Raw genomic sequence first — 26,980 nt, 5'->3', positions numbered from 1 at the left:
CCGCGATGTCCTTTCCCCTTCTGACGGTGACGGCGGCGCTTCCGGCGGTCGGTGCGATCGTCACCGCCGCCGTGCCCGCCGCGCGGCGCACCGCCGCGAAATGGCTGGCGCTGCTGGTCTCGCTCGGCACGCTCGCCCTCGCGGCGACCGTACTGGTCCGCTTCGACCCGGGCGGCGCCCGCTACCAGCTCACCGAATCGCACGCCTGGATCAAGGACTTCGGCGTGCGGTACGAGCTGGGCGTGGACGGCATCGGGGTCGCCCTGATCGCGCTGACCGCGCTGCTGATCCCGTTCGTCATCCTCGCCGGCTGGCACGACGCCGACCCCCTGGAGAACCGGTCGAAGCGGTGGCGGCCCACCCAGGGCTTCTTCGCCCTGATCCTGATGGTCGAGGCGATGGTGATCCTCTCCTTCGAGGCCACCGACGTCTTCCTCTTCTACATCCTCTTCGAAGCCATGCTCATCCCGATGTACTTCCTCATCGGCGGCTTCGGGGACCGCGCCCACGCGGGCAGCGACGAGAACGCCGCCGCCCAGCGGTCGTACGCGGCGGTCAAGTTCCTCCTCTACAACCTCGTCGGCGGCCTGATCATGCTGGCCGCCGTGGTCGGTCTGTACGTGGTCGCGGGCAACTTCTCGCTGACGGAGATCGCCGCCGCGCGGGCGGACGGATCGCTGGAGATGGCGACGAACACCGAGCGCCTGCTGTTCCTCGGCTTCTTCTTCGCCTTCGCCGTGAAGGCGCCGCTGTGGCCGCTGCACACCTGGCTGCCCAACGCCATGGGGGAGGCGACCGCGCCGGTCGCCGTGCTCATCACCGCCGTGGTGGACAAGGTCGGCACGTTCGCGATGCTCCGGTTCTGCCTCGGCCTGTTCCCCGAGGCCAGCAAGTGGGCGACGCCCGCCATCATCGTGCTGGCGCTGATCAGCATCGTGTACGGGGCGCTCCTGGCGGTCGGGCAGCGCGACATCAAGCGCCTGATCGCGTACGCGTCGATCTCCCACTTCGGCTTCATCATCCTGGGCATCTTCGCGATGACCAGCCAGGGCCAGAGCGGCGCGACGCTCTACATGGTCAACCACGGGATCTCGACGGCCGCGTTGATGCTGGTCGCCGGGTTCCTGATCTCGCGGCGCGGTTCACGGCTCATCGCCGACTACGGCGGGGTGCAGAAGGTCGCGCCGGTGCTCGCCGGCACCTTCCTGGTCGGCGGTCTCGCCACCCTGTCGCTGCCCGGTCTCGCGCCGTTCGTCAGCGAGTTCCTGGTACTGGTCGGCACGTTCGCCCGCTACCCCGTGGCGGGTGTCGTCGCCACCACCGGCATCGTGCTCGCCGCGCTCTACACGCTGGTCCTGTACCAGCGGACCATGACGGGCCCGGTGAAGGAGGAGGTGCGGGCCATGCCCGACCTGAAGCTCCGTGAACTGGCGGTGGTGGCGCCGCTGATCGCGCTGCTCCTCTTCCTCGGCGTCTACCCGAAGCCGCTGACCGACATCGTCAACCCGGCTGTGCGGCACACCATGTCCGACGTACAGCAGCAGGACCCCCGGCCCGAGGTGGAGGCGGCCAAGTGAGCGCAACAGCTGTCCACGCTGACCAAGCCGTCCAGGGCTTCCCCAGCCTGTGGGCGACGGCCGCCGAGCCACTCGGCAAGATCCCGGCCCCGACCATCGAGTACGCCCAGCTGGCACCCGTCCTGATCGTGGCGGGCGCGGCCATCGTCGGCATCCTGGTGGAGGCCCTCGTGCCGCGCCGGGGCCGCTACCACGTCCAGGTGTTCCTGACCGTGGTGGCGCTCGCCGCCGCCTTCGCGGCCGTGGTCGGTCTCGCGGCCTCGGGCCACGGCACCACCAAGGCGCGGATCGCGGCGATGGGTGCCATCGCGGTCGACGGACCCGCCCTGTTCCTCCAGGGCACCATTCTGCTGGCGTCGGTCGTCGCGGTGTTCACCTTCGCCGAGCGGCGCCTCGACCCGGCGCACCACGGCCACCGGGTGGACTCGTTCGCCGCGGAGGCGGCGACCGTGCCCGGCAGCGACCACGAGAAGGCCGCCGTCAAGGCCGGGTTCACCACCACCGAGGTGTTCCCGCTGGCCCTGTTCGCGGTGGCGGGCATGCTCGTCTTCCCGGCCGCCAACGACCTGCTGACGCTGTTCATCGCGCTGGAGGTCTTCTCCCTGCCGCTGTACCTGCTCTGCGCCGTCGCCCGCCGCAAGCGGCTGATGTCGCAGGAGGCCGCGGTGAAGTACTTCCTGCTCGGTGCCTTCTCGTCGGCGTTCCTGCTGTTCGGCATCGCCCTGATGTACGGGTACGCGGGCTCCGTGTCGTACGCGCGCATCGCCGATGTGGTGGACGGCGCGGTCACCACCATCGACCCGGCGCTCGCCTCGACCATGGGCAACGACGTCCTGCTGCTCATCGGGTTCGCGATGGTGCTGATGGGCCTGTTGTTCAAGGTCGGCGCGGTCCCGTTCCACATGTGGACTCCGGACGTCTATCAGGGCGCCCCCACCCCGGTGACCGGGTTCATGGCGGCGGCGACGAAGGTGGCCGCGTTCGGCGCCCTGCTGCGGCTGCTCTACGTGGTGCTGCCCGGGCTGCGCTGGGACTGGCGGCCCGTCATGTGGGCCGTCGCCATCGTCACGATGCTGGCCGGTGCGATCGTGGCGATCACACAGACCGACATCAAGCGGCTCCTCGCGTACTCGTCGATCGCCCACGCCGGGTTCCTGCTGGCCGGTGTCATCGCGGCCACGCCGGCCGGCATCTCGTCCGTCCTGTTCTACCTGGCGGCGTACTCGTTCGTCACGATCGGGGCGTTCGCGGTGGTCACGCTGGTGCGGGACGCGGGCGGCGAGGCGACGCACCTGTCGAAGTGGGCGGGGCTGGGGCGGCGTTCCCCGCTGGTCGCCGCCGTCTTCGCGGTGTTCCTGCTGGCGTTCGCCGGCATCCCGCTGACGTCCGGCTTCTCCGGCAAGTTCGCGGTGTTCAAGGCGGCCGCCGAGGGCGGCGCCGGCGCGCTGGTCGTGGTGGGTGTCATCGCGTCGGCGATCGCCGCGTTCTTCTACATCCGGGTCATCGTGCTGATGTTCTTCAGCGAGCCGAAGCCGGAGGGCCCGACGGTCGCCGTGCCGTCGCCGCTGACGATCACGACCATCGGGGTCGGTATCGCCGTCACGCTGGTCCTCGGCGTCGCGCCGCAGTACTTCCTGGATCTGGCGGGGCAGGCGAGCGTCTTCGTCCGGTAGGCCAGGGCCGCCCCTGGGCGGGTACGGCGCGGATTCGGCGGGGTGCGGTGCGCACCCCGCCGAACGCGTTCCACGGGACTGCCGGGGTGTCCGGCGAGATCCGTCGGAGACTTCCTAGGCCTTCGGGCAGTGGACGTTGGGGTTCCAGGTGGCGAACAGGCCGCTCGGGTTGTCCTTGAACAGCCAGACGTGCAGGTCGTAGTGGATCGGCATGCCGGGCTCATGGCCTTCCATCGGGCCCTCCATCGGCACCCCGAAGATGAACGGCCGGTCCTCGTCCGTCGTCAGGTCCTGGTCCTTGTCCGGTACCAGGTACTCCACGCCCGTCAGGTGTCTCTTGCCGTGCTTGTCCTCCTTGTAGAGGAGGGCGGCCGGCTTGGCCGGGTCGACGGAGCCGATGTGGGCCTCCTTGACGTAGTGGTAGCCCATGCCGCCCGCACCGTCGGGCGACTCGGCACACTCGTCGGAGCGGACGTAGCCGTCCGCGATGGCCTTCTCCTCCGAGCGGTACTTCACCGTCGCGTCGTAGGCCTTCTTCAGCTGGTCGTGGTCGCCGGTGGCGGCGGAGGCCGGGGCGGCGGTGAGGGTCAGTGCCGCGGCGGCGGTCAGGCCGACGGCCGATATCAGATGCTTCCGGTTCATGCGGTGCTCCTTGGTGGTGGGGGGAAGGGCTTCGGCGCTCCCGGGAGGCGGGTGCCTCCCGGGGCGCGTTCCGGGAGGATGGTCCGTCGTGGGCGGTCAGTCCGTCTCGGGACAGCGCACGTCCGGGTTCCACTCCGTGAACAGCCCGTTCGGGTTGTGCTTGTACAGCCAGACGTGCAGGTCGTAGTGGACCGCCACGCCCTCCTCGACACCGGGGGTCGGGCCCAGGAAGGGCTGGCCGAACATCGTGGGACGGTCGTCGTCCGTCTCGACCTTCTGGTCGGCGTCCTCCACGAACCACTCCACGCCGAGCAGCCGCAGCGAGCCGTCCTCGGCCTTCTCGTAGAAGAGCGCCGCGGGCTTGGCCGGGTCGGTGGAGTTGTTCCGGGCCGTGTTGACGTAGTGGTAGCCCATCCCGCCCTCGGCGCGGGAGATGCAGCCCCGCATGGGCTCGTAGCCGTCCTCCACGGCCCGCTCGACGGAGCGGTACCTGTGTGTCGCCTCGTACGTCGTGGCCAGGTCGGCCAGCGCCTTGGGTTCGTCTTCGGCGGCGGCCGAGGCGGGCACGGGACCGGCTATCAGGCTCAGCGTGGTGAGTGTGGCGACGCCGAGGGCGGACATTAGCCCTTTCGGGTGCATGGTGCGCTCCTTGGAAGGCGGGGAAGGGGTCCGGGGCGCCCCGAAGGCGCCGGATGGGTGTCGGGCGAGTTCCCCCCTGCCTCGCCCCCTCTGCAGCATGTGACGCCACGGTCACCGCCGCATGTCGGGACGTCCATCGGACGGAATCCGCCCGGTTCCCGCGACGGGCGGCGCGTGGCATCGTGACCGTACTGCGACTGGTCTGGACCTGTCTCGGAGGAGGAGCGGAGCGATGCGCGGGACGACCGTGTCACCCGGAGCGACGTCACCCGGAGCGACCGGGGAGCCGTGGGCGGCCGACGTGGTGCCGATGCACCGCCTGGAGGTGCCGATGCCCAACGCGCTGCCGTTCGCGATCGGCACGTTCGACACGATCGGCCCGATGTCCCGGGCGGCCTTCCCGCACCGGCACACCTTCTACGAGATCGTGCACGTCACCGGCGGGCGCGGCGCCCATGTGGTCGACCTCGGCCGCGTGGAGCTGCGCCCGCCGCATCTGGGGGTCATCGCTCCCGGCCAGGTCCACCACTGGGAGGGGGCCACCGGGCTCACGGGATCCGTGGTGCTGTTCACGGAGGACTTCCTGCTGGACCACCCCGACGACCGGGACCTCCTGCGGTGGTTGAGCGAGCGGCCCTGGCCCCGTCTGGACGGCCCCGCCGACGCGGCGGTGGCCCGGCTGGTCGCCGACCTCCACGAGGAGTACGCGCGCGGGGCGGACGGCTTCGCGTCGGTGCTGCGGGCGCTGCTGCACGTCCTGGTCGTACGGGCCGCCAGGCTGCCGTGTCCGGCGGACCCCGCCGTCGCCGCAGGCCAGGGCGACGGGGCCGCCGGGGCTGCCGGGGCCGTCAGGGCCGCCGGTCATGCCCGGCCCGCCCGGTCGGACCGGGCCGGCTGGGTCGCCGGGGAGTTCGGCCGCCTCATCGGCTGCGGCGAACCCGCGCTGTGGTCCGTCCGCGCCTGTGCCGACCACATCGGTGTCACCCCCGGCTACCTCGCCGAGGCCGTCAAGGCGGCGACCGGCCGCACCCCGGGGCAACTGGTCCGCGAGGCGCGCACCCAGGAGGCGAAGCGGCTGCTCGCCAAGACCGCTCTGACGGTACGGCAGGTGGCGCTGCGGACCGGCTTCACCGACCCCGCGTACTTCTGCCGCTTCTTCCGCCGCGAGACCGGCGTGAGCCCCGGCGACTTCCGGCGCGGCGGCGATATTCACCATGACCACCGGATCGAGTCCATCGCCCGCGCCGGAGGCGCCGCGTAGGTTCGTCGGCGTTCCCCTGACCCCCCTCCCTCACCGAGGAGCAGGCATGGACGACGCACACGACCACGACCCCCGTCACCCGAGCCGCAAGACCGTGCTGCGGGCCGCGCTCGCCGCCGGAGTCGCCGCGCCCGCCGTGCTCATGGGCGTACCGGCGCTGGCCCGTGCCGTCGGCGGCAGCGGCGGCGCACTGGAGCCCACGCCGGCCTGCGACGACGGCGACGACCCGACCCCGCCGCAGATGGAGGGCCCCTACTTCAAGCCGAACTCGCCGCGCCGTACGTCCCTGCTGGAGCCGAACACGCCGGGTGTCCGGCTCACCGTCACCGGCTATGTCCTCGGGCTCGCGTGCCGACCCGTCACGGGGGCGCTGCTGGACTTCTGGCAGGCGGACGTCAACGGGGCGTACGACAACAGGGGTTTCCGGTTCCGGGGCCACCAGTTCACCGACGACCGGGGCGCTTTCACGCTGACGACGATCGTGCCGGGCCTCTACCCGGGCCGCACCCGCCATCTGCACGTCAAGGTGCAGGCCCCCGGCCGGCCGGTGCTGACGACGCAGCTGTACTTCCCCGGCGAGCCCCGCAACGCCACGGACGCCCTGTTCGACCCGCGTCTGCTGATGACCGTGCGGGACACCGGCGGCGCCAGGGAGGCGTCGTTCGACTTCGTCCTGAACGTGCCGCAGTCGCCCGGGCCCGGCCCCACCCCGAGCCCGACGACACCACCGCCCGGCGGCACCTGGGCCGTGGGCACGGTCTACGCCCCGGGCGCCCGGGTCACCTACGGCGGAGGCGGCTACGTCTGCCTCCAGGGGCACACCGCGCAGCCGGGCTGGGAGCCCCCGAACGTGCCCGCGCTGTGGCGGGCGGGGTGACGGGCACCGTACGCGCCACCGTATGACCACCTCCCCGCGCGGCTGAGCCGTGGGGGCCGCGCGGCCCGGCACCCTGTGAGCCCAGGGTGCCGGGCCATCCCACGCGCCGGTCCTGCGCGCCGGGAGCGGGCGCGGGCGGCGATCCGGCCGGTCAGTCCGCCGGAGTGATCCGGCCGGTCACCTCACCGGAGCGATACGGCCGGTCAGTTCGCCGGAGCGATACGGCCCGTGACCTCGCCGAGCCCGACCTTCGTGCCGTCCGGGCCCGGCGCCCACGCCGTCAGCGTGACCTCGTCGCCGTCCTCCAGGAACGTCCGCTTCCCCGTGGTCAGTTCGAGCGTGTCGCGCCCGTTCCAGGTCAGCTCCAGCAGCGAGCCGCGCTGGTGCACCTCCGGCCCGCTGACCGTGCCGGAGCCGTACAGGTCGCCCGTCCTCAGCGACGCGCCGTTGACGGTCATGTGCGCCAGCTGCTGCGCCGCCGTCCAGTACATCGTCGAGAACGGCGGCTCGGCGACGACCTCGCCGTTGATCCGCACCGTGATCCGCAGGTCGAAGCCGCCCGGCTCCTCCTCCGCCGAGTCGTCCAGATAGGGCAGCAGCGGGAAGTCCCGCGCGGGCGGGGCCACCCGGGCCGTGTCCAGGGCCTCCAGCGGGGTCACCCACGCCGACACCGACGTGGCGAAGGACTTGCCGAGGAACGGACCCAGCGGCACGTACTCCCACGCCTGGATGTCACGGGCCGACCAGTCGTTGAGGAGCGTCAGCCCGAAGACGTGGTCGCGGAAGTCGCCGAGCGGCACCGGGCGGCCCATCTCCGACGGGGTACCGACCAGGAAGCCCACCTCCGCCTCGATGTCCAGCTTCACGGACGGGCCGAACACCGGCGCCGCGTCCGTGGGCGCCTTGCGCTGCCCCGACGGCCGCACCACGTCCGTGCCGGACACGACGACCGTGCCGGAGCGGCCGTGGTAGCCGATCGGGAGGTGCTTCCAGTTGGGCGTCAGCGGCTCGCCGTCCGGGCGGAAGATGTGCCCCACGTTGGTGGCGTGGTGCTCGCTCGCGTAGAAGTCGACGTAGTCGGCCACCTCGTACGGCAGGTGCGAGGTCACCGCGTCCAGCGGGTACAGCAGCGGTTCGATGTCGCCGCGGTGCACGGGCGACGTCACCCAGGCGGTGAGCGCCCTGCGCACATCGCGCCAGGCCGTGCGGCCCGCCGCGAGCAGCGGGTTCAGGGTGGGCTGCGCGAGCAGGCTCGCGTACGGCGAACCCAGCGCGTGCGCCGCCGCGCCCGCGTCGAGCACATGGTCGCCGATCCGCACGCCGAGCCGGCGGCGGCCGGGATCACCGGCGGTGGAGAACACCCCGTACGGGAGGTTGTGCGGGCCGAAGGGGTCGCCTTCGGCCAGGTCGAGCGGGCTCTGCTCGGACTGCTCGGGCATCGGTGCTTGCCTCGCTTTCCACGTGTGTGGGGGACACGTTACGACCGTGGAACGCGCTTCTCCCAGGTGCGGTGGAAGACGACCTCGTCACCGTCCTTGCAGACCACCTCGTCGGAGAGGAGGTAGTGCGTGGCGTCGCAGGCCGCCTCGGACCTGATCTCCACGGTGGCGCGCCACAGCCGGTCGGGGTCGGAACGGCGCAGCCGGAGCGTCCAGTCCGCGCGGGCGCGGGCGGACAGGGGCCCGGACGAGTCGTCGATCGTGTACGTCTCGCGGGCGTCCTGCACGCACTCCAGGCCGTCCGGGTGGACGCGGGCGCGCCCGTGCTCGCCGTAGCCCGGCTCGGCCTCCAGACGCCACGTGCCACGGGCGACGTCCCGCACGACCAGCCGCTCGGGGCGCGGCGGGTCCAGCGTCACCGGGACGCTCACCAGCAGCGGCGGCGCCTGCTCGGGCTCCTCGAACGCGACGGTGCCGTCGCGGGGGCCGGGTGCCCGGACCGGGAGCCGGAGCGTGCTGCGGGCGGGATCCAGGGTGAAGCCGCCCGGGTCGGGGCCCGGCCACAGCAGAGGCCAGTACGCGGAGGACACGGCGAGCCGGACGCGGTGGCCGGGCGCGAAGGTGTGCCCGGCGGCGGCCGGCTCCACGGTGTACGTACGGAACCCGGGGGCGCCGGGCGCCGGCATCCACCGCGCGCCGGCCCCACGGCCCAGCACGCCCCGCGTCACGAGCCGCGACGAGCCGTCCGGGGCGACGTCGCAGATCCGGACGGCCACGCGCGGGTGGGCGACGTCCGTCCGCAGGGAGAGGCGCACCAGCGGGCGGCCCAGGATCTCCAGGGGCGGGCCGTCCACCGGTACGGGCAGGTCGAAGCAGACCGAGCAGGCGTCGTCGGCGCGCTGGTCGGGCGGCAGATCGGCATCGTCCCCGGCCGGCACGAAAGCGCCCCCGTCCAGCCCGGTGTGCGGCGGCGAGTCCACGACGACGACCCCGCGGGGGTCGGCGGGTCCGGTGGGCCCGGTCGGTTCGGTGAGTTCGGTGAGTCCGGGGGCCCTGGGGGGTCTGGCGGCTCTGGAGGGTTCGGTGGGGCTTGTGGGTTCGGTAGGGCTTGCAGGGCCGGTGAGGCTTTCGGGGCTGGTCGGTCCGGTGAGTCCGGTGAGTCCGGTGAGTCCGGTGGGGCGTGCGGGTCCGGTCGGGCCGGTGAGTCCAGATGCTCCGGTGGGGCTTGCGGGTGCCTTCGTGCCCGTCGTGCCCGTCGGGCCGGTCGGGCCCGTGAGGGGCCGCGGGGGGTCGGACAGGGTGTGGGTCACCGGGGTGACGTGCGGGGACGGCCAGGCGTCGTCGGCGACCCAGCGGCGGCCCGTCCAGGAGCGGAGCAGCGGCTCCGCCATGACGCAGGCGCCGTCGGCGGGGGCATCGTTCGGGTGGTCCTTGAGGTGGTGGTCGAACCAGCGGAGCGTCTCCTGGAGGAACCCGATCGCGGGCCCGGGGGGCGCGCCCCGGTCCGGGTACTGGTGCGGCCACGGGCCGAGCACGCCGCGCACCCGGTCGCGCGGCAGCCGTTCCACCAGGCGGAGCACCGTGTCGCGGTACGGGTCGTGCCAGCCGCCGAAGGCCAGGACGGCCGCCCGGATCGTGGCGTACACCGGCCGGTCCCGGCCTTCGGCGGCGGAGCCCGGGGCGGTGAGCCAGGCGGGCAGGAGGGGTTCCAGGGCCTCCAGCCGGGCCGTCCACATCGCGCGCCAGGCATCGCCCACGTACGCGGGGTCCGGCGGGCGGGCCGCGTGGGCGAGCAGGGTCGCGGCCCGGGACAGCGCCCCGCCGCCGAAGCCGAAGCCGAAGCCGGGGCCGAAGCCGGGGCCGATGCCCGAGCCGTCGCCGGTGCCGGTGCCGGTGCCGGTGCCGGAGTCGTCGTCGGGGAAGCGGCCGTCGTACGGGCCGTCCGTGGCGCACACGGCGACGACCGCCGCCAGCGGCGGCGGGGCCAGCGACGCGATCCGCAGCGCCAGCGAGCCGCCCCGTCCGACGCCGATCATGCCGACGCGTCCACTGCACCACGGCTGCTCGGCCAGCCACGCCACCACCGCCGCGCCGTCGGTCAGCGCGGTGCCGCCGTGCCCGGTGTCGGGCACGCCCTCGCTGTTGCCGTGACCGCGCAGGTCGACCCGGACCGAGGCGTAGCCGTGGCCCGCGTACCAGGGGTGGCGCTGCGCGTCGCGCGGGGCGCTCCAGTCCGTCAGCCGGTGCGGCTGGTACTCGACGATCGCCGGGACGGGCCCGGGGGCCGTGACCGGGCGCCAGAGGCGCGCGTACAGCCGTGTCCCGTCGGGCAGCGGGACGCGGATGTCCCGGTGATCCGTCGCGTGGGGGAAGGACGTGCGGACGTGCATGGCGGGGCTCCGGACCGGACGATGGAGGGCACCCGGATCGGCGGGGACGACTCCGGAGAAACCGGGTGAACAAAAGCCGTGCTTCCGGCCTTATCTGCTGATCACGAACATACCGGCGGTGGCGGGAAGGCGCCCACGGGGATCGAAACGGGACCGGATACGCTGACTTGAGTGAATCCAGCGACACATCGACAATCCGTGTGATGGTCAGCAGACAGGAGATCCCCTCGTGACCGCAGTCGGGCCGTTCGGGCTGAGCGTGCGGGACCAGGCTCTCGAAGCCGATGTCCAGACCGGACTGGCGGCTGTCGAGGCCGGGCTCCTCGATGCCACCAAGAGCGACGTGCCGTTCATCACGGAGGCGGCCCAGCACCTGGTCCTGGCCGGTGGCAAGCGGTTCCGCCCGCTGCTCGTGATGCTCGCCGCGCAGTTCGGCGACCCGTACGCGCCGGGTGTCGTGCCCTCGGCCGTGGTCGTCGAGCTCACCCATCTGGCCACGCTCTACCACGACGACGTGATGGACGAGGCCGATGTGCGCCGCGGTGTGGACAGCGCCAACGCACGCTGGGGCAACTCGGTCGCCGTCCTGACGGGTGACTTCCTCTTCGCCCGCGCCTCACACATCCTGGCGGACCTCGGGCCCGAGGCCGTCCGCATCCAGGCCGAGGCGTTCGAGCGCCTGGTCACGGGCCAGATCCTGGAGACGGCCGGGCCGCGCGACGGGCGCGACCCGGTCGAGCACTACCTCGACGTCATCGGCGGCAAGACCGGCTCGCTGATCGCCGTGTCCGGGCGCTTCGGCGCGATGATGTCCGGCGCCGACGAGCGGGTCGTGGACACCCTGACCCAGTACGGCGAGCGGCTCGGCGTCGCGTTCCAGCTCGCCGACGACGTCCTGGACATCGCCTCCGACTCGCACGAGTCCGGCAAGACCCCCGGGACCGACCTGCGGGAGGGCATCCCCACCCTGCCGGTCCTGCACCTGCGGGCGCGGGCGGCGGCGCACGGCCGGGCCGAGGACCTGGCGCTGGTCGAGCTGCTGGACGGCGACCTGACGGACGACGAGCGGCACGCGGAGGCACTGCGGCGGCTGCGTCTGCACCCGGCGCTCGAGCAGGCCCGGCGCGACACCGTGCGGTACGCGCAGGAGGCCAGGGCGATGCTGGCCCCGCTGCCCGACTGCTACGCGAAGGCGGCGCTGGCGGAGCTGTGCGACCTGGTCGTGCACCGCGCCGGCTGACGCGCGGCGGCCCGCCCGCGAGCGTGCTCCCTCAGGGGTGACCCTGATGCCGGGTCATCCCAGAGCAGTACGCGAAGTTGATGCCGGGGACTGACGCTTCCGCCGCGCCGGTGCGGTCAGATGGTGTGACCACACCACGGAGGTAGGGCACACATGGCACCGAACGACAGCGCACAGACCACGCCGGCCCGGAAGAAGGCGGCGCGGTACGTGGTCCCGGTCGCGGTGGCGGGGGTGGCGGCGGCGACCATCGGCCTCGTCCCGGCGCTCGCGGCATCCGGGGACCCCGATCTGCCGAAGATCACAGCGCAGCAGCTCATCGAGAAGATCGCCGCGTCGGACGTGGAGCGGCTGTCCGGCACGGTGAAGGTCAGCACCGACCTCGGTCTGCCGTCGCTCGCGGGCCTCGGCGACCTGGCCGGCGGCTTCGCGGGCGCGGCAGGCGCGACCGGCGGGAGCGGCGCGGACGGCGGCGGGGCGACCGCGTCCCCGCAGGAGAAGCTGATGGAGCTGGCCACCGGGACGCACACGCTGCGGGTCGCCGCCGACGGCCCCGACCGGCAGCGGCTGTCCCTGGTGGACGGCGGCGACGAGTACACGCTCGTCCACAACGGCGCCGAGGCGTGGGTCTACGACAGCGCCGCGAAGGAGGCCCTCCACACGAAGGGCATCGACCACGGCGGCGACGCCGACGCGCGGGAGCTTCCCGCCACGCCCAAGGACCTCGCGGCCGAGGCGCTGGAGGCGGTGGACGACACGACGTCCGTGACGGTCGACGGCACGGCGCGGATCGCCGGGCGCGACGCCTACCAGCTGCTGATCAAGCCCCGGCAGAGCGGCTCCACCATCGGCTCGATCAAGGTCGCGGTGGACGCGGCGAACGGCGTCCCGCTGAAGTTCACGCTCACGCCGAGCGAGGGCGGCAAGGCGGCGATCGACGTGGGCTTCACCAAGATCGACTTCGCGAAGCCCGCGGCGTCCACGTTCGACTTCACGCCCCCGAAGGGCACGAAGGTGACGGAGGCGGACGAGGCGATGGCGCACGAGGGCGAGGCCGACCTGAAGGGCCTGGAGAAGGAGCTTGAGAAGGATCTGAAGAAGGACCTCAAGGACTTCGAAGACGCTGAGGGCGGGGAGGACTTCGGGGACTTCGGCGGCGGTCTGAACGTCATCGGAGAGGGCTGGACCACCATTGCCCAGCTCGGTGGCGGCGAGGCCGGTTCCGCCGAGGGCCCCGGCTCCGGCGACGCGGAGTCCGGGAAGAAGTCCGGCGCGGAGGCCGGCGAACTGCCGCCGGAGGCCGAGAAGTTCCTCGGAGCCCTGGGCGACAAGGTGACGGGCACGTTCGGCTCGGGCACGGTCTTCAAGACCCGCCTCGTCAACGCCCTGCTGACGGACGACGGCAGGGTCTACGTCGGCGCGGTGACGGAGAAGGCGCTGGTGGACGCCGCGAACAAGGCCGCCGCCAAGTAACCCACCGCACACCGCACAGCCCCCTCGGTCCGCCGAGGGGGCTGTGGCGCGTTCCGTTCCTGCCGGATCGCCGGATCGCCGGATCGCCGGGACGCTGGATCACCGAGGACGCCGGGACGCCGGATCGCCGGAACGTCAGCAGGTCAGCAGGTCAGAAGGTCAGCTTGAAGCTGTTGATGTAGCCGGTGTCGTAGCGGGCCACGTCCTGGACCCGGAGCTGCCAGGTGCCGTTGGCGGGCTCGCTCGACGCGTCGACGGTGTAGGTGGTCTGGACGTTGTCGGCCGAGTCGGACGAGCTGGAGTTCTTCAGCCGGTAGGCCGAGCCGTCCGGGGCGACGAGGTCGATGACCAGGTCGCCGCGCCAGGTGTGCACGATGTCCACGCCGACCTTCAGCGCGGCGGGGGCGTTGCCGGTGCGGCCGGTGACGGTCACCGACGAGGTGACGGCCGGGCCGGCGTCCGGGATGGCGACGTCGGCGGTGTTCTCGTACGTGTCACCGGTGGGCGGCTGGGTCGTCCCTGCGGACAGGGTCCACACGGCGTGCGCCAGGGCGTCGCTGTTCCGGTCGAGCGCGGTGTCGTTGATGTTGGACGTGGTGTCGCAGGAGGAGTGGTAGCAGCGGTCGAAGGCCTGACCGGCCGTACCGCCCCACTTCTGCGCCTGGGCGCTGGTCTTCGTACGGCTGGCGCCGGTGAACAGACCGCCGACGGGGATGCCGACGTTCTTGAACGACGCGTGGTCGGAGCGGCCGTCGCCCTCCGTCTCGATCTCCGTCGGGACGCCGATGCCGGCGAACCAGTCCTTGAGCGTCTTCTCGATGACGGGGTCGTCGTCGTAGACGAAGTAGCCGGGGTTCGGCGAGCCGATCATGTCGAAGTTGAGGTAGCCCGCGACCTTGGCCCGTTCGGCGGTGGGCAGGTTGGCGACGTAGTACTTGGATCCCACCAGGCCCAGTTCCTCGGCGCCCCACCAGGCGAACCGCAGGTGCTTCGCGGGCTGGAACCCGGCGCGCGAGACGGCGAGCGCGGTCTCCAGGACGGCGGCCGAACCGGAGCCGTTGTCGTTGATGCCCGCCCCGGAGGAGACGGAGTCCAGATGGGCGCCGGCCATGATCACCTGGTTCGGGTCGCCGCCGGGCCAGTCGGCGACGAGGTTGTAGCCGGTGGCGCCGCTGGTCGTGAACTGCTGGACGGTGGTGGTGAATCCGGCCGCGTCCAGCTTGGCCTTCACGTAGTCGACGGACGCCTTGTAGCCGGGGCGGCCGTGGGCGCGGTTGCCGCCGTTGGCGGAAGCGATCGACTGGAGCTGGTTGAGGTGGGCCTTGACGTTGGCCACGGGGATGTCGGGCGCGGCGACGGCCGAGGCGGGCGTGGCCGGGGCGGTGGCGGGCGCGGCGGTGGCGGCGGGGGCGGCGGTGGCGAGCAGCCCGGCGACGGCGAGCGCGGCGGCGGCGAGGGTGTGTCTGGGTATGCGGTGCGCGGAGAGTGTCATGTGGGGGCTCCGGATTCCGTACGGGGATGGGACGGAACGTGCGAGCGCCCCGTGGTCTCGGTGCCACGGGGCGTTGGAGCTACTGGTGCGCTGTGCGTGCTGAATGGTCAGCGAGAGTGTGACTCACCGTCAAGGGCGGAATCCGGTCACCCGTGTTCGATGACCGGACGCCCGTTCGCCGCCTGCCTCGTTGTGGTCATGTCATGCCGGATTCGGCGCGGCCGGGGCCGGAAGGAGACGTACGGAGAAACGTGAGCGCGCGGCTCAGGCGCGGTCGGCGGCCTCGGCTCCGGAGCCGCTCGCCACGGCCGCCGGAGCGGGAGGCGCGACCGCCGCGCTCCCGGTCCTCGCCTTCGCGTCGGCCGTCAGCCGGAGCGCCTCCGCCCGGGTCCTGTGCGACGTGCGCAGGGCGTCCCAGGTGAGGATCGTCAGCGCCAGCCACACCAGCGAGAAACCGGCCCACCGCTCCGGCGGCATGGCCTCGTGGAAGTACAGGACGCCCAGTGAGAACTGGAAGACCGGCGCCAGGTACTGGAGCAGGCCCAGCGTCGACAGCGGCACCCGGATCGCGGCCGCGCCGAAGCAGACCAGGGGCACGGCGGTGACCAGGCCCGTCGCGGCGAGCAGCGCCCCGTGGCCCGCGCCCGAGCCGCCGAACGTGGCCGTGCCCCGCGAGGCCAGCCACAGCAGGTACGCCAGCGCCGGCAGGAACTGGATCGCGGTCTCGGCGGCCAGCGACTCCAGACCGCCGATGTTGACCTTCTTCTTGACCAGGCCGTAGACGGCGAACGAGAACGCCAGCGTCAGCGAGATCCACGGCGGCCGCCCGTAGCCGACCGCCAGTACCACCACGGCGGCGGCGCCCGTGCCCACCGCCGCCCACTGCGCGGGCCGCAGCCGCTCCTTCAGCAGCAGGACGCCCATGGCGATGGTGACCAGCGGGTTGATGAAGTAGCCGAGGGACGCCTCCACCACCTGGCCGGTGTTCACGGCCCAGATGTAGAGGCCCCAGTTGACCGTGATCACGGTCGCGGCGACGGCTATCAGGCCCAGCTTGCGCGGCTCGCGCAGCAGCTCCCGCACCCAGCCCCAGCGGCGCAGTGCCAGCAGGGCGAGGGCCACGACCGCGAGCGACCAGACCATGCGGTGGGCGAGGATCTCGACCGCGCCCGACGGCTTCAGGAGCGGCCAGAAGAGCGGGACCAGGCCCCACATGCCGTAGGCCCCGATCCCGTACAGGAGCCCCGCACGGTGATCGCGTCGCTGGTCATCCGGCCGATCGCCCCGAAGGTCGCCGCCACCTCGTGCCGCCACCGGCCGCCTCCCGTTGTCCTGTCCGCGCCCCGCGCCCGCGCCCCGGGCCCCGCGTGCCTGTCCTGTCGAAGAAAGGTAGCGCCGCGCGGGCCGGGCTGTCATGCCCGTATTGCCATACGGTCATGACGGCCCTGACCTGCCATGACGCCGGGACGCGGCCACGGGGGTGCGGGGTGCGGGGTGCGGGGTGCGGGTCAGGCGGGCCGGAGCGCCCGCGCCACCGAGTCGGCGAGCGGAGTGGTCGGGCGGCCGATCAGCCGCGCCAGGTCGCCGGGCGTCGCGGCCAGCCGGCCGCGCGCGATCGCCCTGCCGACGTCCACCAGGATCGCCGCGAACGGCTCGGGCAGACCGGCGCCCGTGAGGATCTCCTGGTGCGTCTCGGCGGGGACGGCGGTGTACGTGACGGGCCTGCCGGACTGCCGGGCGACCTCCGCCGCGTACTCGGCGCGCCCGCCGTCCTGGCGGCGGAGACCACCGCGGTGTGCTGCGCGACCCGCCGCCCGATCTCGCTGCCGGAGATCAGCCAGGTCTGGTCGCTGGTGCGCTGGACGGAGCGGCGGTACGGGGCGGTAGAGGAGGCCCGCAGGGCGTACGGCGGGGCCCGGCCCTGAGGGGACTCAGGACCGGGCCCCGGTGACGCGTACCGGACCGGTGTCAGCCGACGACCGTCCAGGTGTCGTTGCCCGCGAGCAGGGCCGCGAGGTCGCCCTTGCCGTGCTGCTCGATCGCCGTGTCGAGCTGCTCGGCCATCCGCGTGTCGTACACCGGCCGCTCGACGCTGCGGAAGACCCCGATGGGGGTGTGGTGCAGCGTGTCCGGGTCGGCGAGTCGCGACAGGGCGAACGCCGTGGTCGGCGACGCCGAGTGCGCGTCGTGGACCAGCACCCGCGACTCGTTCTCCGGCGTCACGGCGACGACCTGGAGGTCACCGGTGGCCGGGTCGCGGACGACGCCCTTGGCACCCTCGGGGCCGAAGCGGATCGGCCGGCCGTGCTCCAGCCGGATCACCGCGTTCTCCGCCTGGTCCTTGTCCTTGAGGATCTCGAACGCGCCGTCGTTGAAGATGTTGCAGTTCTGGTAGATCTCCACCAGCGCCGTACCGGGATGGTCGGCGGCCTGTCGCAGCACCTCCGTCAGATGCTTGCGGTCCGAGTCGACCGTACGGGCCACGAACGACGCCTCCGCGCCGATCGCCAGCGACACCGGGTTGAACGGCGCGTCCAGCGAGCCCATCGGCGTCGACTTGGTGACCTTGCCGACCTCGGACGTCGGCGAGTACTGGCCCTTGGTCAGCCCGTAGATCCGGTTGTTGAACAGCAGGATCTTCAGGTTGACGTTGCGGCGCAGCGCGTGGATCAGATGGTTGCCGCCGATGGACAGGGCGTCGCCGTCACCGGTGACCACCCACACCGACAGATCGCGGCGCGAGGAGGCGAGACCGGTGGCGATGGCGGGCGCCCGGCCGTGGATGGAGTGCATCCCGTAGGTGTTCATGTAGTACGGGAAACGGGAGGAGCAGCCGATGCCGGAGACGAAGACGATGTTCTCCTTCGCCAGGCCCAGTTCGGGCATGAAGCCCTGGACGGCGGCGAGGACCGCGTAGTCACCGCAACCGGGGCACCAGCGCACTTCCTGATCGGACTTGAAGTCCTTCATGGACTGCTTGGCCTCGGCCTTCGGGACCAGCGACAGCGTCCCCCCGGAACCGGGGGCCCCCGGGGTACCCATCGCTCCGGTCACTCCGACCGCTCCGGTCGCCTCAGTCATGGATGGCCTCCTTGAGAGCCGTGGCGAGCTGCTCGGCCTTGAACGGCATGCCGTTCACCTGGTTGTGTCCCCGCACGTCGACCAGGTATCTCGCCCGGAGCAGCAGCGCGAGCTGGCCCAGGTTCATCTCCGGCACGACGACCTTCTCGTACCGCCCGAGCACCTCGCCGAGGTTCGCCGGGAACGGGTTGAGGTGACGCAGGTGCGCCTGCGCGATCGGCTCCCCGGCGGCGCGCAGTCTGCGCACGGCGGCGGTGATCGGCCCGTAGGTGGAGCCCCAGCCCAGCACGAGCGTCCGCGCGCCGTCGGGGTCGTCGACCGCCACGTCGGGGACCTCGATGCCGTCGACCTTGGCCTGGCGGGTGCGGACCATGAAGTCGTGGTTGGCCGGATCGTAGGAGATGTGGCCCGTGCCGTCCTGCTTCTCGATGCCGCCGATCCGGTGTTCGAGACCCGGTGTACCCGGAATGGCCCAGGGGCGGGCCAGCGTGCGCGGGTCGCGCTTGTACGGCCAGAACACCTCGGTGCCGTCGTCCAGCGTGTGGTTCGGCCCGGCCGCGAACCGCACCCGCAGGTCCGGCAGCTCGTCCAGGTCGGGGATCCGCCACGGCTCGGAACCGTTCGCGAGGTAGCCGTCGGACAGCAGGAACACCGGCGTGCGGTAGGTCAGCGCGATGCGGGCCGCCTCCAGCGCCGCGTCGAAGCAGTCCGCCGGCGTCGACGGTGCCACCACCGGCACCGGCGCCTCGCCGTTGCGCCCGTACATCGCCTGGAGCAGGTCGGCCTGCTCCGTCTTGGTCGGCAGGCCCGTGGAAGGACCGCCCCGCTGGATGTCCACGACCAGCAGCGGCAGCTCCAGCGACACTGCCAGACCGATCGTCTCCGATTTCAGCGCCACACCCGGCCCCGACGTCGTCGTCACGGCCAGGGACCCGCCGAACGCGGCGCCGAGGGCCGCGCCGATCCCGGCGATCTCGTCCTCCGCCTGGAACGTCCGCACGCCGAAGTTCTTGTGCCGGGACAGCTCGTGCAGGATGTCGGACGCCGGAGTGATCGGGTACGAACCGAGGTAGAGCGGCAGGTCGGCCTGGTGCGACGCGGCGATCAGCCCGTACGACAGGGCGAGGTTCCCGGAGATGTTGCGGTACGTGCCCGCCGGGAACGCCTGGGTCGCCGGGGCGACCTCGTACGAGACCGCGAAGTCCTCGGTGGTCTCGCCGAAGTTCCACCCCGCCCGGAAGGCCGCCACGTTCGCCTCGGCGATCTCCGGCTTCTTCGCGAACTTCCGCCGCAGGAACTTCTCGGTACCCTCCGTCGGCCGGTGGTACATCCACGACAGCAGCCCGAGCGCGAACATGTTCTTGCTCCGCTCGGCCTCCTTCCGGGACAGGCCGAAGTCCTTCAGCGCCTCCACGGTCAGCGTGGTCAGCGGGACGGGGTGGACGCGGTAGCCGTCCAGGGACCCGTCCTCCAGCGGCGAGGTGGCGTAGCCGACCTTCGCCATCGCCCGCTTCGCGAACTCGTCCGTGTTGACGATGATCTCGCTGCCGCGCGGCACGTCGCCGATGTTGGCCTTCAGCGCGGCCGGGTTCATCGCCACGAGCACGTTGGGCGCGTCGCCCGGGGTGAGGATGTCGTGGTCGGCGAAGTGCAGCTGGAACGAGGACACCCCGGGCAGCGTGCCCGCGGGGGCCCGGATCTCGGCCGGGAAGTTCGGCAGGGTCGACAGGTCGTTCCCGAACGACGCCGTCTCCGATGTGAACCGGTCACCCGTGAGCTGCATACCGTCGCCCGAGTCACCCGCGAAGCGGATGATCACCCGGTCCAGGCGACGGATCTCCTTCTCGTGCCCGCGCCGCTGCGCCGGGGCGCCGCGCCGCTCACCGACGGTCGGGTCTTCGGCCTCCTCGGCCGCGCCGCCGACCTGTCCGGCTGGGCTACTGACCTGGCTGGTCACTGAACTGGACCTCCCTCACAACAAGGGGTCTCCCCGCCGTCTACGGGGGAGCGCTCGGGAGACGGCCGGCCGACCGGCCGTCCCGAAACCCACCCTACGTCGGTAAGGAGGCCCTTCCTCGGACCGCTCACCTGTCGGACGTCTCTTTGAGACATTCTGAGGTCCCGTTTCATCCGCTCGTGTCCCCCTCGGATCGGTTCTCGGGATTTTCGGTTCTCGGGTGGTTCGGTTCTCGGTTCTCGGTTCTCGGGTGGTCCGGTGCCTGGTTCCCGGCTCTCGGGTGGTTCGGGACCTGGTTCCCGGTTCTCGGTCCGCTGCCCGGCTCGGGCGGCGGTTCCGCTCCGGGGGCCGGCTCGTGTGCCTCAGGTGTTCAGGTAGGTCAGCACCGCGAGTACCCGTCGATGATCGCCCTCACTCGGCGACAGCCCCAGCTTCAGGAAGATGTTGCTGACGTGCTTCTCCACCGCCCCGTCGCTGACCACCAGCTGCCGGGCGATCGCCGAGTTCGTCCGCCCCTCCGCCATCAGGCCCAGGACCTCGCGCTCGCGCGGCGTGAGCCCGGCCAGCACGTCCTGCTTCCGGCTGCGGCCCAGCAGCTGGGCCACCACCTCCGGGTCGAGGGCCGTACCGCCGCGCGCCACGCGCACCACCGCGTCCACGAACTCGCGGACGTCGGCGACCCGGTCCTTCAGCAGGTAGCCGACGCCCCGGCTGCTGCCCGCCAGCAGTTCGGTGGCGTACCGCTCCTCCACGTACTGCGACAGCACAAGGACCCCGAGCTCCGGGTGGTCCTTGCGCAGCCGGACCGCCGCCCGCACGCCCTCGTCGGTGTGGGTCGGGGGCATCCGTACGTCGGCGACGACCACATCCGGCAGGGCGCCGTCCGCCGCGAGCGCGTCCACCGTCTTGACCAGGGCCTCGCCGTCCCCGACGCCCGCGACGACCTCGTGCCCCCGGTCGGTCAGGAGACGCGTCAGACCCTCCCGCAGCAGTACGGAATCCTCGGCGATGACCACCCGAACCCTGTCCTCCACGGCCGTGCCGCCCCCCACACACCTACGTCGAAAGGACCGCGCGTCCACGCGGCTTGTCCCCACCAGCATCTCAGCATCCGGGTGCGGATGGGCCGACGCCGGGGAAGAGGAGGACGACCTTCCGCGCGTCGGCGGCGCGGCGCGTTCGGCCGCCCGCGCCGCCCGGCCTCAGCCGCGCCAGGGCAGCTCGGCGGTGACCGCCGTCGGGCCCCCGGCCGGTGACCGCACCGCGAGGACCCCGTCCACCGCGTCCAGCCGGTCCGCGAGCCCCGCGAGGCCCCGCCCCGCCGACACGTCCGCGCCGCCCCGGCCGTCGTCGGCCACCTGGAGCATCAGCCGGTCGCCCGCGCGCCACACGTCGACGGCCGCGTTCCGGGCCCCGGAGTGCCGGGAGACGTTCTGGAGCAGCTCGGACACCGTGAAGTAGGCGATGCCCTCGACGGCGTGCGCGGGCCGCTCGTCCAGGTCGACGGTCACCGTGACGGGGACGGTGCAGCGGGAGGCGATGGCGGAAAGGGCGGCGTCCAGGCCCCGGTCGGTGAGGACGGCCGGGTGGATGCCGCGTGCCAGGTCCCGCAGCTCCCGCAGCGCCGTCTTCACCTCGCCGTGCGCCTCGTCCACCATCGCGGCGGCCGCCTCGGGGTCGTGGGCGAGCTTCTCCTTGGCGAGGCCCAGGTCCATGGCGAGGGAGACCAGCCGGGCCTGCGCGCCGTCGTGCAGGTCGCGTTCGATCCGGCGCAGGTCGGCGGCGGCGGTGTCGACCACCACACCCCGGTCGGTCTCCAGCTCGACCACGCGGGTGGCCAGCCGGGACGGGCCCAGCAGCCCTGTCACCAGGAGCCGGTCGACACCGGCCAGCGCCCGGACGACCCACGGCGACACCAGCACGACCAGCAGGCCGACCACGCTGGTCACGGCCATCTCGAAGGGGGAGTCGAGGTGGTAGCCGTGCGTGCCGTCGCCGTACAGCTGGATGCCGTCCTGCCCGGCGTACATCGGGAAGACCCACTGCCACAGGGGATAGCTGAACAGGCCCCAGCCGACGCTCCAGAAGACCACGGCCACGGTGAACGCGAAGATCGCCCACGGCATGTGCACGAGCGCGTACAGGAAGTGCCGCCACGACACCCCGCTCTTCAGCATGGCGCCCATCCACCTCATGGGACCGCCGCCGGGTCCGGCGCGCACCGGCTCCGGCTCGCCGACGTCCGCCCCCAGCAGGGCACGTGCCCTGGCCCGCTCCACCACGCCGAAGCCGCGGCACAGGGCGAGACCGGCGGCGAGGACCGGGATGCCGAGGAACGTCACCAGCAGCCCGGCGCCGGCCGAGCCCATCGCGACGGCGCAGCCGAAGTAGAAGACGCTGAGCGGCAGTCCGAGCAGCAGATGGCCGAATTCGCGCCAGGTGCGCGCCTCCAGCGGAGCGCGCAGGGCGGCGGGGAGGCGCGGGGGACGCCCGGAAGAGGTGTCCGGTCCGTATGCGAGGGCCATGGGATCGTGTCCGTTTCTTCTCAAGACGCGCGGCTTCTTCTCAAGACGCGCGGCTCTGCCTGCCGGGTCTGCCTGCGGGGGCTGCCTGCCGGGTCTGCCTGGCCACCAGCCTGCTGCGGCGGCGGCCCCGGCACCATGAGGGCTGTCGCCGTTCCGGCCGGGGGTTGTCCCTACCCCGGACGGGCCTCCCGGCGCTCGGGAGGCCACACCGGCCGCAGCGCATACCACCGCGCCGCGCATACCACGGCGCCGCGCGTGCGGCCTCGGGCCGGGCGGGGCACACCTCGGCGCCGCGCGGCTCCCTCGTTCCCGGCCCCGCGAGGGTGCCGCCGGGCCGTCCGGGCATGTTTCCGTGCCGGACGGGCTATCTCCGTGCCGCCGGGGGCGGGGTCTCGCGGCCGCGCCAGGGCAGTTCCGCCGTGACCGCCGTCGGGCCGCCCACCGGGGACTCCAGGACGAACAGGCCGTCCACCGCACCCAGGCGTTCGGCGAGGCCCGCCATACCGGTGCCGCCGTCGAGGCGGGCGCCGCCCCGGCCGTCGTCGGTCACCTGGAGCATCAGCCGGTCGCCGGCCCGCCATACGTCGACGGTCGCGGTGCGGGCCCGCGCGTGCTTCGACACGTTCTGGAGCAGCTCGGAGACCGTGAAGTAGGCGATGCCCTCGATCGCCTCGGCCGGCCGCTCGTCCAGGTCGACGGTCACCGTGACGGGGACGGTGCAGCGGGAGGCGATGGCGGAAAGTGCGGCGTCCAGGCCCCGGTCGGTGAGGACGGCCGGGTGGATGCCGCGTGCCAGGTCCCGCAGCTCCTGCAGGGCGAGCTTCACCTCGCCGTGCGCCTCGTCCACCATCGCGGCGGCCGCCTGCGGGTCCTCGGTGAGCTTCTCCCTGGCGAGGCCGAGCCCCATGGCGAGGGCGACCAGGCGGGCCTGCGCCCCGTCGTGCAGGTCGCGTTCGATCCGGCGAAGATCGGCGGCGGCGGTGTCGATGACCACGCCCCGGTCGGACTCCAGTTCCGCGATCCGGCGCTCCAGTTCGTCGGACGGCCCGAGCAGACCGCGCACCATGGCCCGGTCGGCGTTGGTCAGTGCCCGGGTGACGAACGGCAGCACCGGCCAGAGCACGATCAGGCTCACCAGCGCCAGCGCGAAGGTCAGCACGCCCCACGGCAGCCGGATGAACTCGAACAGCACCGTCCGCCAGGCCACCGGGTCCTTCAGCCGCGTCCACAGCCGGGGCAGCAGCCCGTCACCCGGCCGGTGCGGCAACGGGCTCGGCTCCTCCACCACCACGCCGAGCAGCGCCCGCGCCCGCGCCCGCTCCGCCCGGCCGAGCAGCCGTGCCCCGGCCAGCCCAGCGCCGAGCAGCGGCAGCCCGATCACGGTCACCGACAGCCCCGTACCGACGGCGGTCGCCGCGACGACGTAGACGAACCCGACGAGGGCGACCGGCAGGCTGGACAGCAGATACGCGACCTCCTTCCAGGCCGGCCTGCCGAACGCGATACGGGCGGGGGCGGGGCCGTGGCCGGGGCCTCCGTCGTGCGGCCGGGGGTCGGTGGTGTCGATGCTCGCGGTCATACGGGCCAGCCTGCCGGGCGGAAGACGCGCACGCCATGGGGTTCGTGGGTGAGGGACAGTAGGGGTAACCCCACCTGAAGTGCGGCACGGCTGATTACCGGGCCTTTGCCAGGGCCTAGACTCCCGTGCGTACAGATCGCCGAATCGGCGCCCGAGGGGGCAGGAAGCGAGGGACGGACGTGACGGACGTGACCGACGTGCCGGAACCGACCTGGCTCGCGGCCGGTTACTTCCAGAGCTACTCGGTCGTCGGCCTGCTGGCCGTCGTCGGCGTGCTCTTCGTCGCGGTCGCGTTCGCGGCGGGGCGCCTGCTGCGGCCCGTCGTACCGACGCCGGAGAAGCTCCTGACGTACGAGTGCGGGGTCGACCCCGTGGGGGAGGGCTGGGCGCACACCCAGGTCCGCTACTACGTGTACGCCTTCCTCTATGTGATCTTCGCGGTCGACTCGATCTTCCTCTTCCCGTGGGCGACCGTCTTCGCGGCCGCCGGATACGGCGCCACGACGCTGGTCGAGATGTTCATCTTCCTCGGCTTCCTCGCCGTGGGCCTGCTCTACGCGTACAAGAAGGGCGTCCTGACATGGACGTGACTCCAGGCACCACTCACGAGCCGGTTCCGCTGCCCGAGCCGAAGAGACTCGGTGTGCTGTCCCGGCTGGCGCCCGAGCCCATGAAGGTGGTCCTGAACTGGGGCCGCCGCTACAGCCTCTGGGTCTTCAACTTCGGTCTCGCCTGCTGCGCCATCGAGTTCATCGCGGCCTCCATGGCCCGGCACGACTTCATCCGGCTCGGCGTGATCCCGTTCGCGCCCGGACCGCGCCAGGCCGACCTGATGATCGTCTCCGGCACGGTCACCGACAAGATGGCGCCCGCCGTGAAGCGGCTGTACGAGCAGATGCCCGAGCCGAAGTACGTCATCTCCTTCGGCGCCTGCTCCAACTGCGGCGGCCCGTACTGGGACTCGTACTCGGTCACCAAGGGCGTCGACCAGATCATCCCCGTCGACGTGTACGTACCGGGCTGCCCGCCCCGCCCCGAGGCGCTGCTGCAGGGCATCCTCAAGCTCCAGGAGAAGATCGCCCGCGAGTCGCTCGGCGAGCGCTACGGGCACGGCCGCCGCACCCCGGCCGCCGCGCTGAGCAGCCCGCTCGTCGCCCCGCCGGCGCCGCCCGCCGGAGGAGGCGCCGCCGAATGAACGCCTACGACTCCCTGCCCGACGCCGTCACCGCCGTCTTCGGCGACGAGGCCACCGCCGAGCGGACGTACGACCTGCTGACCGTCGACGTCCCCGCCGGCTCGTGGATCCCCGCGCTGGAAACCGCCCGCGAAAAGCTCGGCTGCACCTACTTCGACTGGCTGAGCGCCGTCGACGAGCCCGGCACCGGCTTCCACGTCTGCGCCCATGTCGTCGCCCTGGAGGGCGGCCGGGTCCGCCGTCTGCTCGTGCGGACGACCGTCCCGCACAGCGCCCCCGTGCTCCCCACGGCCGTCCCCGTCTACGCGGGCGCCGCCTGGCACGAGCGCGAGACGCACGAGATGTTCGGCGTGGACTTCCGGGACCACCCGCACCTGGTCCCGCTGCTCCTCCCCGACACCTTCGAGGGCCACCCGCTGCGCAAGGACTTCGTCCTCGCCTCCCGCGTCGCCAAGGCGTGGCCCGGCGCCAAGGAACCTGGCGAGTCCGACCACGGCGGCCCGAAGCGGCGCCAGATGCTGCCGCCCGGCGTACCCGACCCCAACGAGTGGGGCCCGCTCAAGGGCCAGCTCCCGCCCGCCCCGGCCCGCACTCCCCGAGCCGCCGGCGACCGCCCCGCCCGTACGCCCCGCGCCGCCGGCGACCGCCCGGTCCGCCGCACGCGCACCGCGAGCGAGGGCTCGGCAAGCCAGGCGCCCGACACCCCGGCGGCGACCCCGCCGAGCCGCCCGCGCGGCACGGACGCGCCCTGGAACAACCCGCGCCCGGCCTTCGAAGAGCCCCCGGCCCCCGCGCCGGACACGACCCCGGCCCCCGCCCCGAAGCCGGACGCGACCCCCGCGCCTGAGCCCGAGCCGACCCCGGCCCCGGCTCCCGCACCGGACGCGACCACCGCCCCGACCCCCGAGCCGGAGGCGACCCCCGCCCCTGAGGCCGAGCCCGGGGACACCGACCGACGCCCTGAAGGAGACGCGTGAACGACGCACTCGACGTCGCCCTCCGCCTGGTCGTCGTCTTCGCCGTGTTCCTGACCTTCCCGCTACTGATCGGCCAGACCGAGCACAAGGTGATGGCCCATATGCAGGGCCGCCTCGGCCCCATGTACGCCGGAGGCTTCCACGGCTGGGCGCAGCTCGTCGCCGACGGGGTGAAGTTCGCGCAGAAGGAGGACGTGGTCCCGGCCAACGCCGACCGCCGCATCTTCCAGCTCGCGCCCGCCATAGCGCTGCTGCCGTACCTCCTCGTCCTCGTCGCCATCCCGATCGGCCCGAGCGAGGGCGCGGTCGGCGTGGTGGTCGACGCGGGCATCTTCTTCGTCCTCGCCGTCATGGGCGTCGGCGTGCTCGGCTCGCTCATGGCGGGCTGGGCGTCCGCCAACAAGTTCTCCCTCCTCGGCGGTCTGCGGACCGCCGCGCAGCTGCTGGCCTACGAGCTGCCCATGCTGCTGGCCGCCGCGTCCGTCGCGATGGCGGCCGGCACGGTGTCCCTCCCCGGCATCCTGAACGCCTTCGAGTGGTGGTGGCTGCCGTGGCAGATCGTCGGCGCCCTGGTGTTCTTCGTGGCCGGCCTCGCGGAGCTCCAGCGACCGCCCTTCGACATGCCGGTCGCCGACTCGGAGATCATCTTCGGTGCGTACACCGAGTACACCGGCCTGCGGTTCGCGCTGTTCCTGCTCGCCGAGTACGCGGGCATCGTCGTGCTGTGCGGTCTGACCACCGTCCTGTTCCTGGGCGGCTGGCACGGCCCGTTCGGGGCCGACGGCCTCGGCTGGGTGTGGACCCTGCTCAAGACGGCCGTGCTCGCCTTCATCGTGATCTGGCTGCGCGTCAGCTTCCCGCGACTGCGTGAGGACCAGCTCCAGAAGCTGGCCTGGACCACGCTTGTCCCGCTCGCCCTCGCCCAGATCGCCCTCACCGGCATCGTCAAGGTGGTGATCTAAC

General features: G+C 72.6%; 22 protein-coding genes and 1 pseudogene. 11 read left to right on the top strand and 12 right to left on the bottom strand.

The window, feature by feature from the left end; translation table 11 throughout:
* Nucleotides 1–5: 5 nt before the first annotated feature.
* Together ACGF5U_RS11050 and nuoN are read left to right on the top strand one after the other, a co-directional pair.
* A complete protein-coding gene (locus ACGF5U_RS11050) occupies nucleotides 6–1,577 on the top strand; it encodes an NADH-quinone oxidoreductase subunit M (protein ID WP_392716054.1) in 1,572 nt (523 codons plus the stop codon).
* The gene (gene nuoN / locus ACGF5U_RS11045) at nucleotides 1,574–3,250 is read left to right on the top strand and encodes an NADH-quinone oxidoreductase subunit NuoN (protein ID WP_392716052.1); all 1,677 of its coding nucleotides are present in this window, start codon (nucleotides 1,574–1,576) and stop codon (nucleotides 3,248–3,250) included. Before ACGF5U_RS11050 ends, nuoN begins: the two co-directional genes overlap by 4 nt.
* A 114-nt stretch (nucleotides 3,251–3,364) precedes the next feature.
* Here the strand turns inward: nuoN and ACGF5U_RS11040 are convergent, their stop codons facing one another.
* Together ACGF5U_RS11040 and ACGF5U_RS11035 are read right to left on the bottom strand one after the other, a co-directional pair.
* Nucleotides 3,365–3,892 carry a hypothetical protein gene (locus tag ACGF5U_RS11040; protein ID WP_392716050.1) on the bottom strand — a complete coding sequence of 176 codons (528 nt, stop codon included), beginning with the start codon at nucleotides 3,890–3,892 and terminating at the stop codon, nucleotides 3,365–3,367.
* Between the two features lie 96 nt (nucleotides 3,893–3,988).
* Nucleotides 3,989–4,531, bottom strand: a complete 543-nt coding sequence (locus tag ACGF5U_RS11035; protein ID WP_392716048.1) for a hypothetical protein — start codon at nucleotides 4,529–4,531, stop codon at nucleotides 3,989–3,991.
* Nucleotides 4,532–4,763: 232 nt separating this feature from the next.
* On the opposite strand from ACGF5U_RS11035, the gene ACGF5U_RS11030 reads away from it, so the two are divergent.
* Nucleotides 4,764–5,792, top strand: a complete 1,029-nt coding sequence (locus ACGF5U_RS11030; RefSeq protein ID WP_392716046.1) for an AraC family transcriptional regulator — start codon at nucleotides 4,764–4,766, stop codon at nucleotides 5,790–5,792.
* Nucleotides 5,793–5,838: 46 nt separating this feature from the next.
* Nucleotides 5,839–6,669, top strand: a complete 831-nt coding sequence (locus ACGF5U_RS11025) for a carbohydrate-binding protein (RefSeq protein ID WP_392716044.1) — start codon at nucleotides 5,839–5,841, stop codon at nucleotides 6,667–6,669.
* A gap of 203 nt (nucleotides 6,670–6,872) precedes the next feature.
* On the opposite strand, the gene fahA is transcribed toward ACGF5U_RS11025, so the two are convergent.
* Together fahA and ACGF5U_RS11015 are read right to left on the bottom strand one after the other, a co-directional pair.
* Nucleotides 6,873–8,108: a fumarylacetoacetase gene (gene fahA, locus ACGF5U_RS11020; protein ID WP_392716042.1), complete on the bottom strand. Its 1,236-nt coding sequence runs from the start codon at nucleotides 8,106–8,108 to the stop codon at nucleotides 6,873–6,875.
* Between the two features lie 38 nt (nucleotides 8,109–8,146).
* Complete coding sequence (locus ACGF5U_RS11015; protein ID WP_392716040.1) at nucleotides 8,147–10,498, bottom strand: CocE/NonD family hydrolase; 2,352 nt, start codon at nucleotides 10,496–10,498, stop codon at nucleotides 8,147–8,149.
* 229 nt (nucleotides 10,499–10,727) lie between these two features.
* Between ACGF5U_RS11015 and ACGF5U_RS11010 the strand changes: the two genes are divergently transcribed.
* Nucleotides 10,728–11,738, top strand: a complete 1,011-nt coding sequence (locus ACGF5U_RS11010) for a polyprenyl synthetase family protein (protein ID WP_392716038.1) — start codon at nucleotides 10,728–10,730, stop codon at nucleotides 11,736–11,738.
* A gap of 153 nt (nucleotides 11,739–11,891) precedes the next feature.
* Nucleotides 11,892–13,211 (top strand): outer membrane lipoprotein carrier protein LolA, encoded by a 1,320-nt coding sequence (locus ACGF5U_RS11005; protein WP_392716036.1) that lies wholly within the window; start codon nucleotides 11,892–11,894, stop codon nucleotides 13,209–13,211.
* A gap of 151 nt (nucleotides 13,212–13,362) precedes the next feature.
* On the opposite strand, the gene ACGF5U_RS11000 is transcribed toward ACGF5U_RS11005, so the two are convergent.
* The 3 genes and pseudogenes from ACGF5U_RS11000 to ACGF5U_RS10990 form a co-directional block, all read right to left on the bottom strand.
* Complete coding sequence (locus ACGF5U_RS11000; protein ID WP_392716034.1) at nucleotides 13,363–14,703, bottom strand: M28 family metallopeptidase; 1,341 nt, start codon at nucleotides 14,701–14,703, stop codon at nucleotides 13,363–13,365.
* Between the two features lie 264 nt (nucleotides 14,704–14,967).
* The gene (rarD, locus tag ACGF5U_RS10995; protein WP_392716031.1) at nucleotides 14,968–15,918 is read right to left on the bottom strand and encodes an EamA family transporter RarD; all 951 of its coding nucleotides are present in this window, start codon (nucleotides 15,916–15,918) and stop codon (nucleotides 14,968–14,970) included.
* Between the two features lie 293 nt (nucleotides 15,919–16,211).
* Nucleotides 16,212–16,463: pseudogene (locus ACGF5U_RS10990) on the bottom strand (KR domain-containing protein); the annotation flags it as partial.
* On the opposite strand from ACGF5U_RS10990, the gene ACGF5U_RS10985 reads away from it, so the two are divergent.
* Nucleotides 16,389–16,628 (top strand): hypothetical protein, encoded by a 240-nt coding sequence (locus tag ACGF5U_RS10985; protein WP_392716029.1) that lies wholly within the window; start codon nucleotides 16,389–16,391, stop codon nucleotides 16,626–16,628. The pseudogene ACGF5U_RS10990 and the gene ACGF5U_RS10985 sit on opposite strands and share 75 nt — an antisense overlap.
* Before the next feature lie 43 nt (nucleotides 16,629–16,671).
* Here the strand turns inward: ACGF5U_RS10985 and ACGF5U_RS10980 are convergent, their stop codons facing one another.
* From ACGF5U_RS10980 to ACGF5U_RS10960, 5 genes are all read right to left on the bottom strand, one after another.
* The gene (locus ACGF5U_RS10980; protein WP_392716257.1) at nucleotides 16,672–17,745 is read right to left on the bottom strand and encodes a 2-oxoacid:ferredoxin oxidoreductase subunit beta; all 1,074 of its coding nucleotides are present in this window, start codon (nucleotides 17,743–17,745) and stop codon (nucleotides 16,672–16,674) included.
* Between the two features lie 31 nt (nucleotides 17,746–17,776).
* Nucleotides 17,777–19,741, bottom strand: a complete 1,965-nt coding sequence (locus ACGF5U_RS10975) for a 2-oxoacid:acceptor oxidoreductase subunit alpha (protein ID WP_392716027.1) — start codon at nucleotides 19,739–19,741, stop codon at nucleotides 17,777–17,779.
* Nucleotides 19,742–20,103: 362 nt separating this feature from the next.
* Entirely contained in the window at nucleotides 20,104–20,775 is a 672-nt protein-coding gene (locus tag ACGF5U_RS10970) for a LuxR C-terminal-related transcriptional regulator (protein WP_392716025.1), read from the bottom strand.
* Nucleotides 20,776–20,943: 168 nt separating this feature from the next.
* Nucleotides 20,944–22,266 (bottom strand): sensor histidine kinase, encoded by a 1,323-nt coding sequence (locus ACGF5U_RS10965; protein ID WP_392716023.1) that lies wholly within the window; start codon nucleotides 22,264–22,266, stop codon nucleotides 20,944–20,946.
* Nucleotides 22,267–22,630: 364 nt separating this feature from the next.
* Nucleotides 22,631–23,845, bottom strand: coding sequence for a sensor histidine kinase (locus ACGF5U_RS10960; protein WP_392716021.1), 1,215 nt, complete (start codon nucleotides 23,843–23,845; stop codon nucleotides 22,631–22,633).
* A 188-nt stretch (nucleotides 23,846–24,033) separates the two neighbouring features.
* Here ACGF5U_RS10960 and ACGF5U_RS10955 point away from each other — a divergent pair, with 188 nt between their 5' ends.
* The 4 genes from ACGF5U_RS10955 to ACGF5U_RS10940 are packed head-to-tail and all read left to right on the top strand — an operon-like array spanning nucleotide 24,034 to nucleotide 26,979.
* Nucleotides 24,034–24,435 carry an NADH-quinone oxidoreductase subunit A gene (locus ACGF5U_RS10955; protein WP_392716255.1) on the top strand — a complete coding sequence of 134 codons (402 nt, stop codon included), beginning with the start codon at nucleotides 24,034–24,036 and terminating at the stop codon, nucleotides 24,433–24,435.
* Nucleotides 24,426–25,040, top strand: a complete 615-nt coding sequence (locus ACGF5U_RS10950) for an NADH-quinone oxidoreductase subunit B (protein ID WP_392716019.1) — start codon at nucleotides 24,426–24,428, stop codon at nucleotides 25,038–25,040. Before ACGF5U_RS10955 ends, ACGF5U_RS10950 begins: the two co-directional genes overlap by 10 nt.
* Nucleotides 25,037–26,017 (top strand): NADH-quinone oxidoreductase subunit C, encoded by a 981-nt coding sequence (locus ACGF5U_RS10945; RefSeq protein WP_392716017.1) that lies wholly within the window; start codon nucleotides 25,037–25,039, stop codon nucleotides 26,015–26,017. Before ACGF5U_RS10950 ends, ACGF5U_RS10945 begins: the two co-directional genes overlap by 4 nt.
* Nucleotides 26,014–26,979 carry an NADH-quinone oxidoreductase subunit H gene (locus ACGF5U_RS10940; protein ID WP_392716015.1) on the top strand — a complete coding sequence of 322 codons (966 nt, stop codon included), beginning with the start codon at nucleotides 26,014–26,016 and terminating at the stop codon, nucleotides 26,977–26,979. The genes ACGF5U_RS10945 and ACGF5U_RS10940 overlap by 4 nt, the downstream gene beginning before the upstream one ends.
* Nucleotide 26,980 lies beyond the last annotated feature (1 nt).

Source organism: Streptomyces sp. NPDC047886 (assembly GCF_043204435.1).
GTDB lineage: Bacteria > Actinomycetota > Actinomycetes > Streptomycetales > Streptomycetaceae > Streptomyces.
The sequence above is the reverse complement of the archived record's forward strand: the minus strand, read 5'-3'. Positions and strand labels throughout refer to the sequence as shown.

What these genes read in the sequence shown, in the direction of transcription:
- ACGF5U_RS10980 (WP_392716257.1), bottom strand. Translation starts at nt 17,745, where the DNA reads ATGGGTACCCCGGGGGCCCCCGGTTCCGGGGGGACGCTGTCGCTGGTC.
- ACGF5U_RS11030 (WP_392716046.1), top strand. Translation starts at nt 4,764, where the DNA reads ATGCGCGGGACGACCGTGTCACCCGGAGCGACGTCACCCGGAGCGACC.
- ACGF5U_RS11015 (WP_392716040.1), bottom strand. Translation starts at nt 10,498, where the DNA reads ATGCACGTCCGCACGTCCTTCCCCCACGCGACGGATCACCGGGACATC.
- ACGF5U_RS11000 (WP_392716034.1), bottom strand. Translation starts at nt 14,703, where the DNA reads ATGACACTCTCCGCGCACCGCATACCCAGACACACCCTCGCCGCCGCC.
- fahA (WP_392716042.1), bottom strand. Translation starts at nt 8,108, where the DNA reads ATGCCCGAGCAGTCCGAGCAGAGCCCGCTCGACCTGGCCGAAGGCGAC.
- rarD (WP_392716031.1), bottom strand. Translation starts at nt 15,918, where the DNA reads ATGTGGGGCCTGGTCCCGCTCTTCTGGCCGCTCCTGAAGCCGTCGGGC.
- ACGF5U_RS10960 (WP_392716021.1), bottom strand. Translation starts at nt 23,845, where the DNA reads ATGACCGCGAGCATCGACACCACCGACCCCCGGCCGCACGACGGAGGC.
- ACGF5U_RS10945 (WP_392716017.1), top strand. Translation starts at nt 25,037, where the DNA reads ATGAACGCCTACGACTCCCTGCCCGACGCCGTCACCGCCGTCTTCGGC.
- ACGF5U_RS11035 (WP_392716048.1), bottom strand. Translation starts at nt 4,531, where the DNA reads ATGCACCCGAAAGGGCTAATGTCCGCCCTCGGCGTCGCCACACTCACC.
- ACGF5U_RS11040 (WP_392716050.1), bottom strand. Translation starts at nt 3,892, where the DNA reads ATGAACCGGAAGCATCTGATATCGGCCGTCGGCCTGACCGCCGCCGCG.
- ACGF5U_RS11025 (WP_392716044.1), top strand. Translation starts at nt 5,839, where the DNA reads ATGGACGACGCACACGACCACGACCCCCGTCACCCGAGCCGCAAGACC.
- ACGF5U_RS10965 (WP_392716023.1), bottom strand. Translation starts at nt 22,266, where the DNA reads ATGGCCCTCGCATACGGACCGGACACCTCTTCCGGGCGTCCCCCGCGC.
- ACGF5U_RS11005 (WP_392716036.1), top strand. Translation starts at nt 11,892, where the DNA reads ATGGCACCGAACGACAGCGCACAGACCACGCCGGCCCGGAAGAAGGCG.
- ACGF5U_RS10950 (WP_392716019.1), top strand. Translation starts at nt 24,426, where the DNA reads ATGGACGTGACTCCAGGCACCACTCACGAGCCGGTTCCGCTGCCCGAG.
- ACGF5U_RS11050 (WP_392716054.1), top strand. Translation starts at nt 6, where the DNA reads ATGTCCTTTCCCCTTCTGACGGTGACGGCGGCGCTTCCGGCGGTCGGT.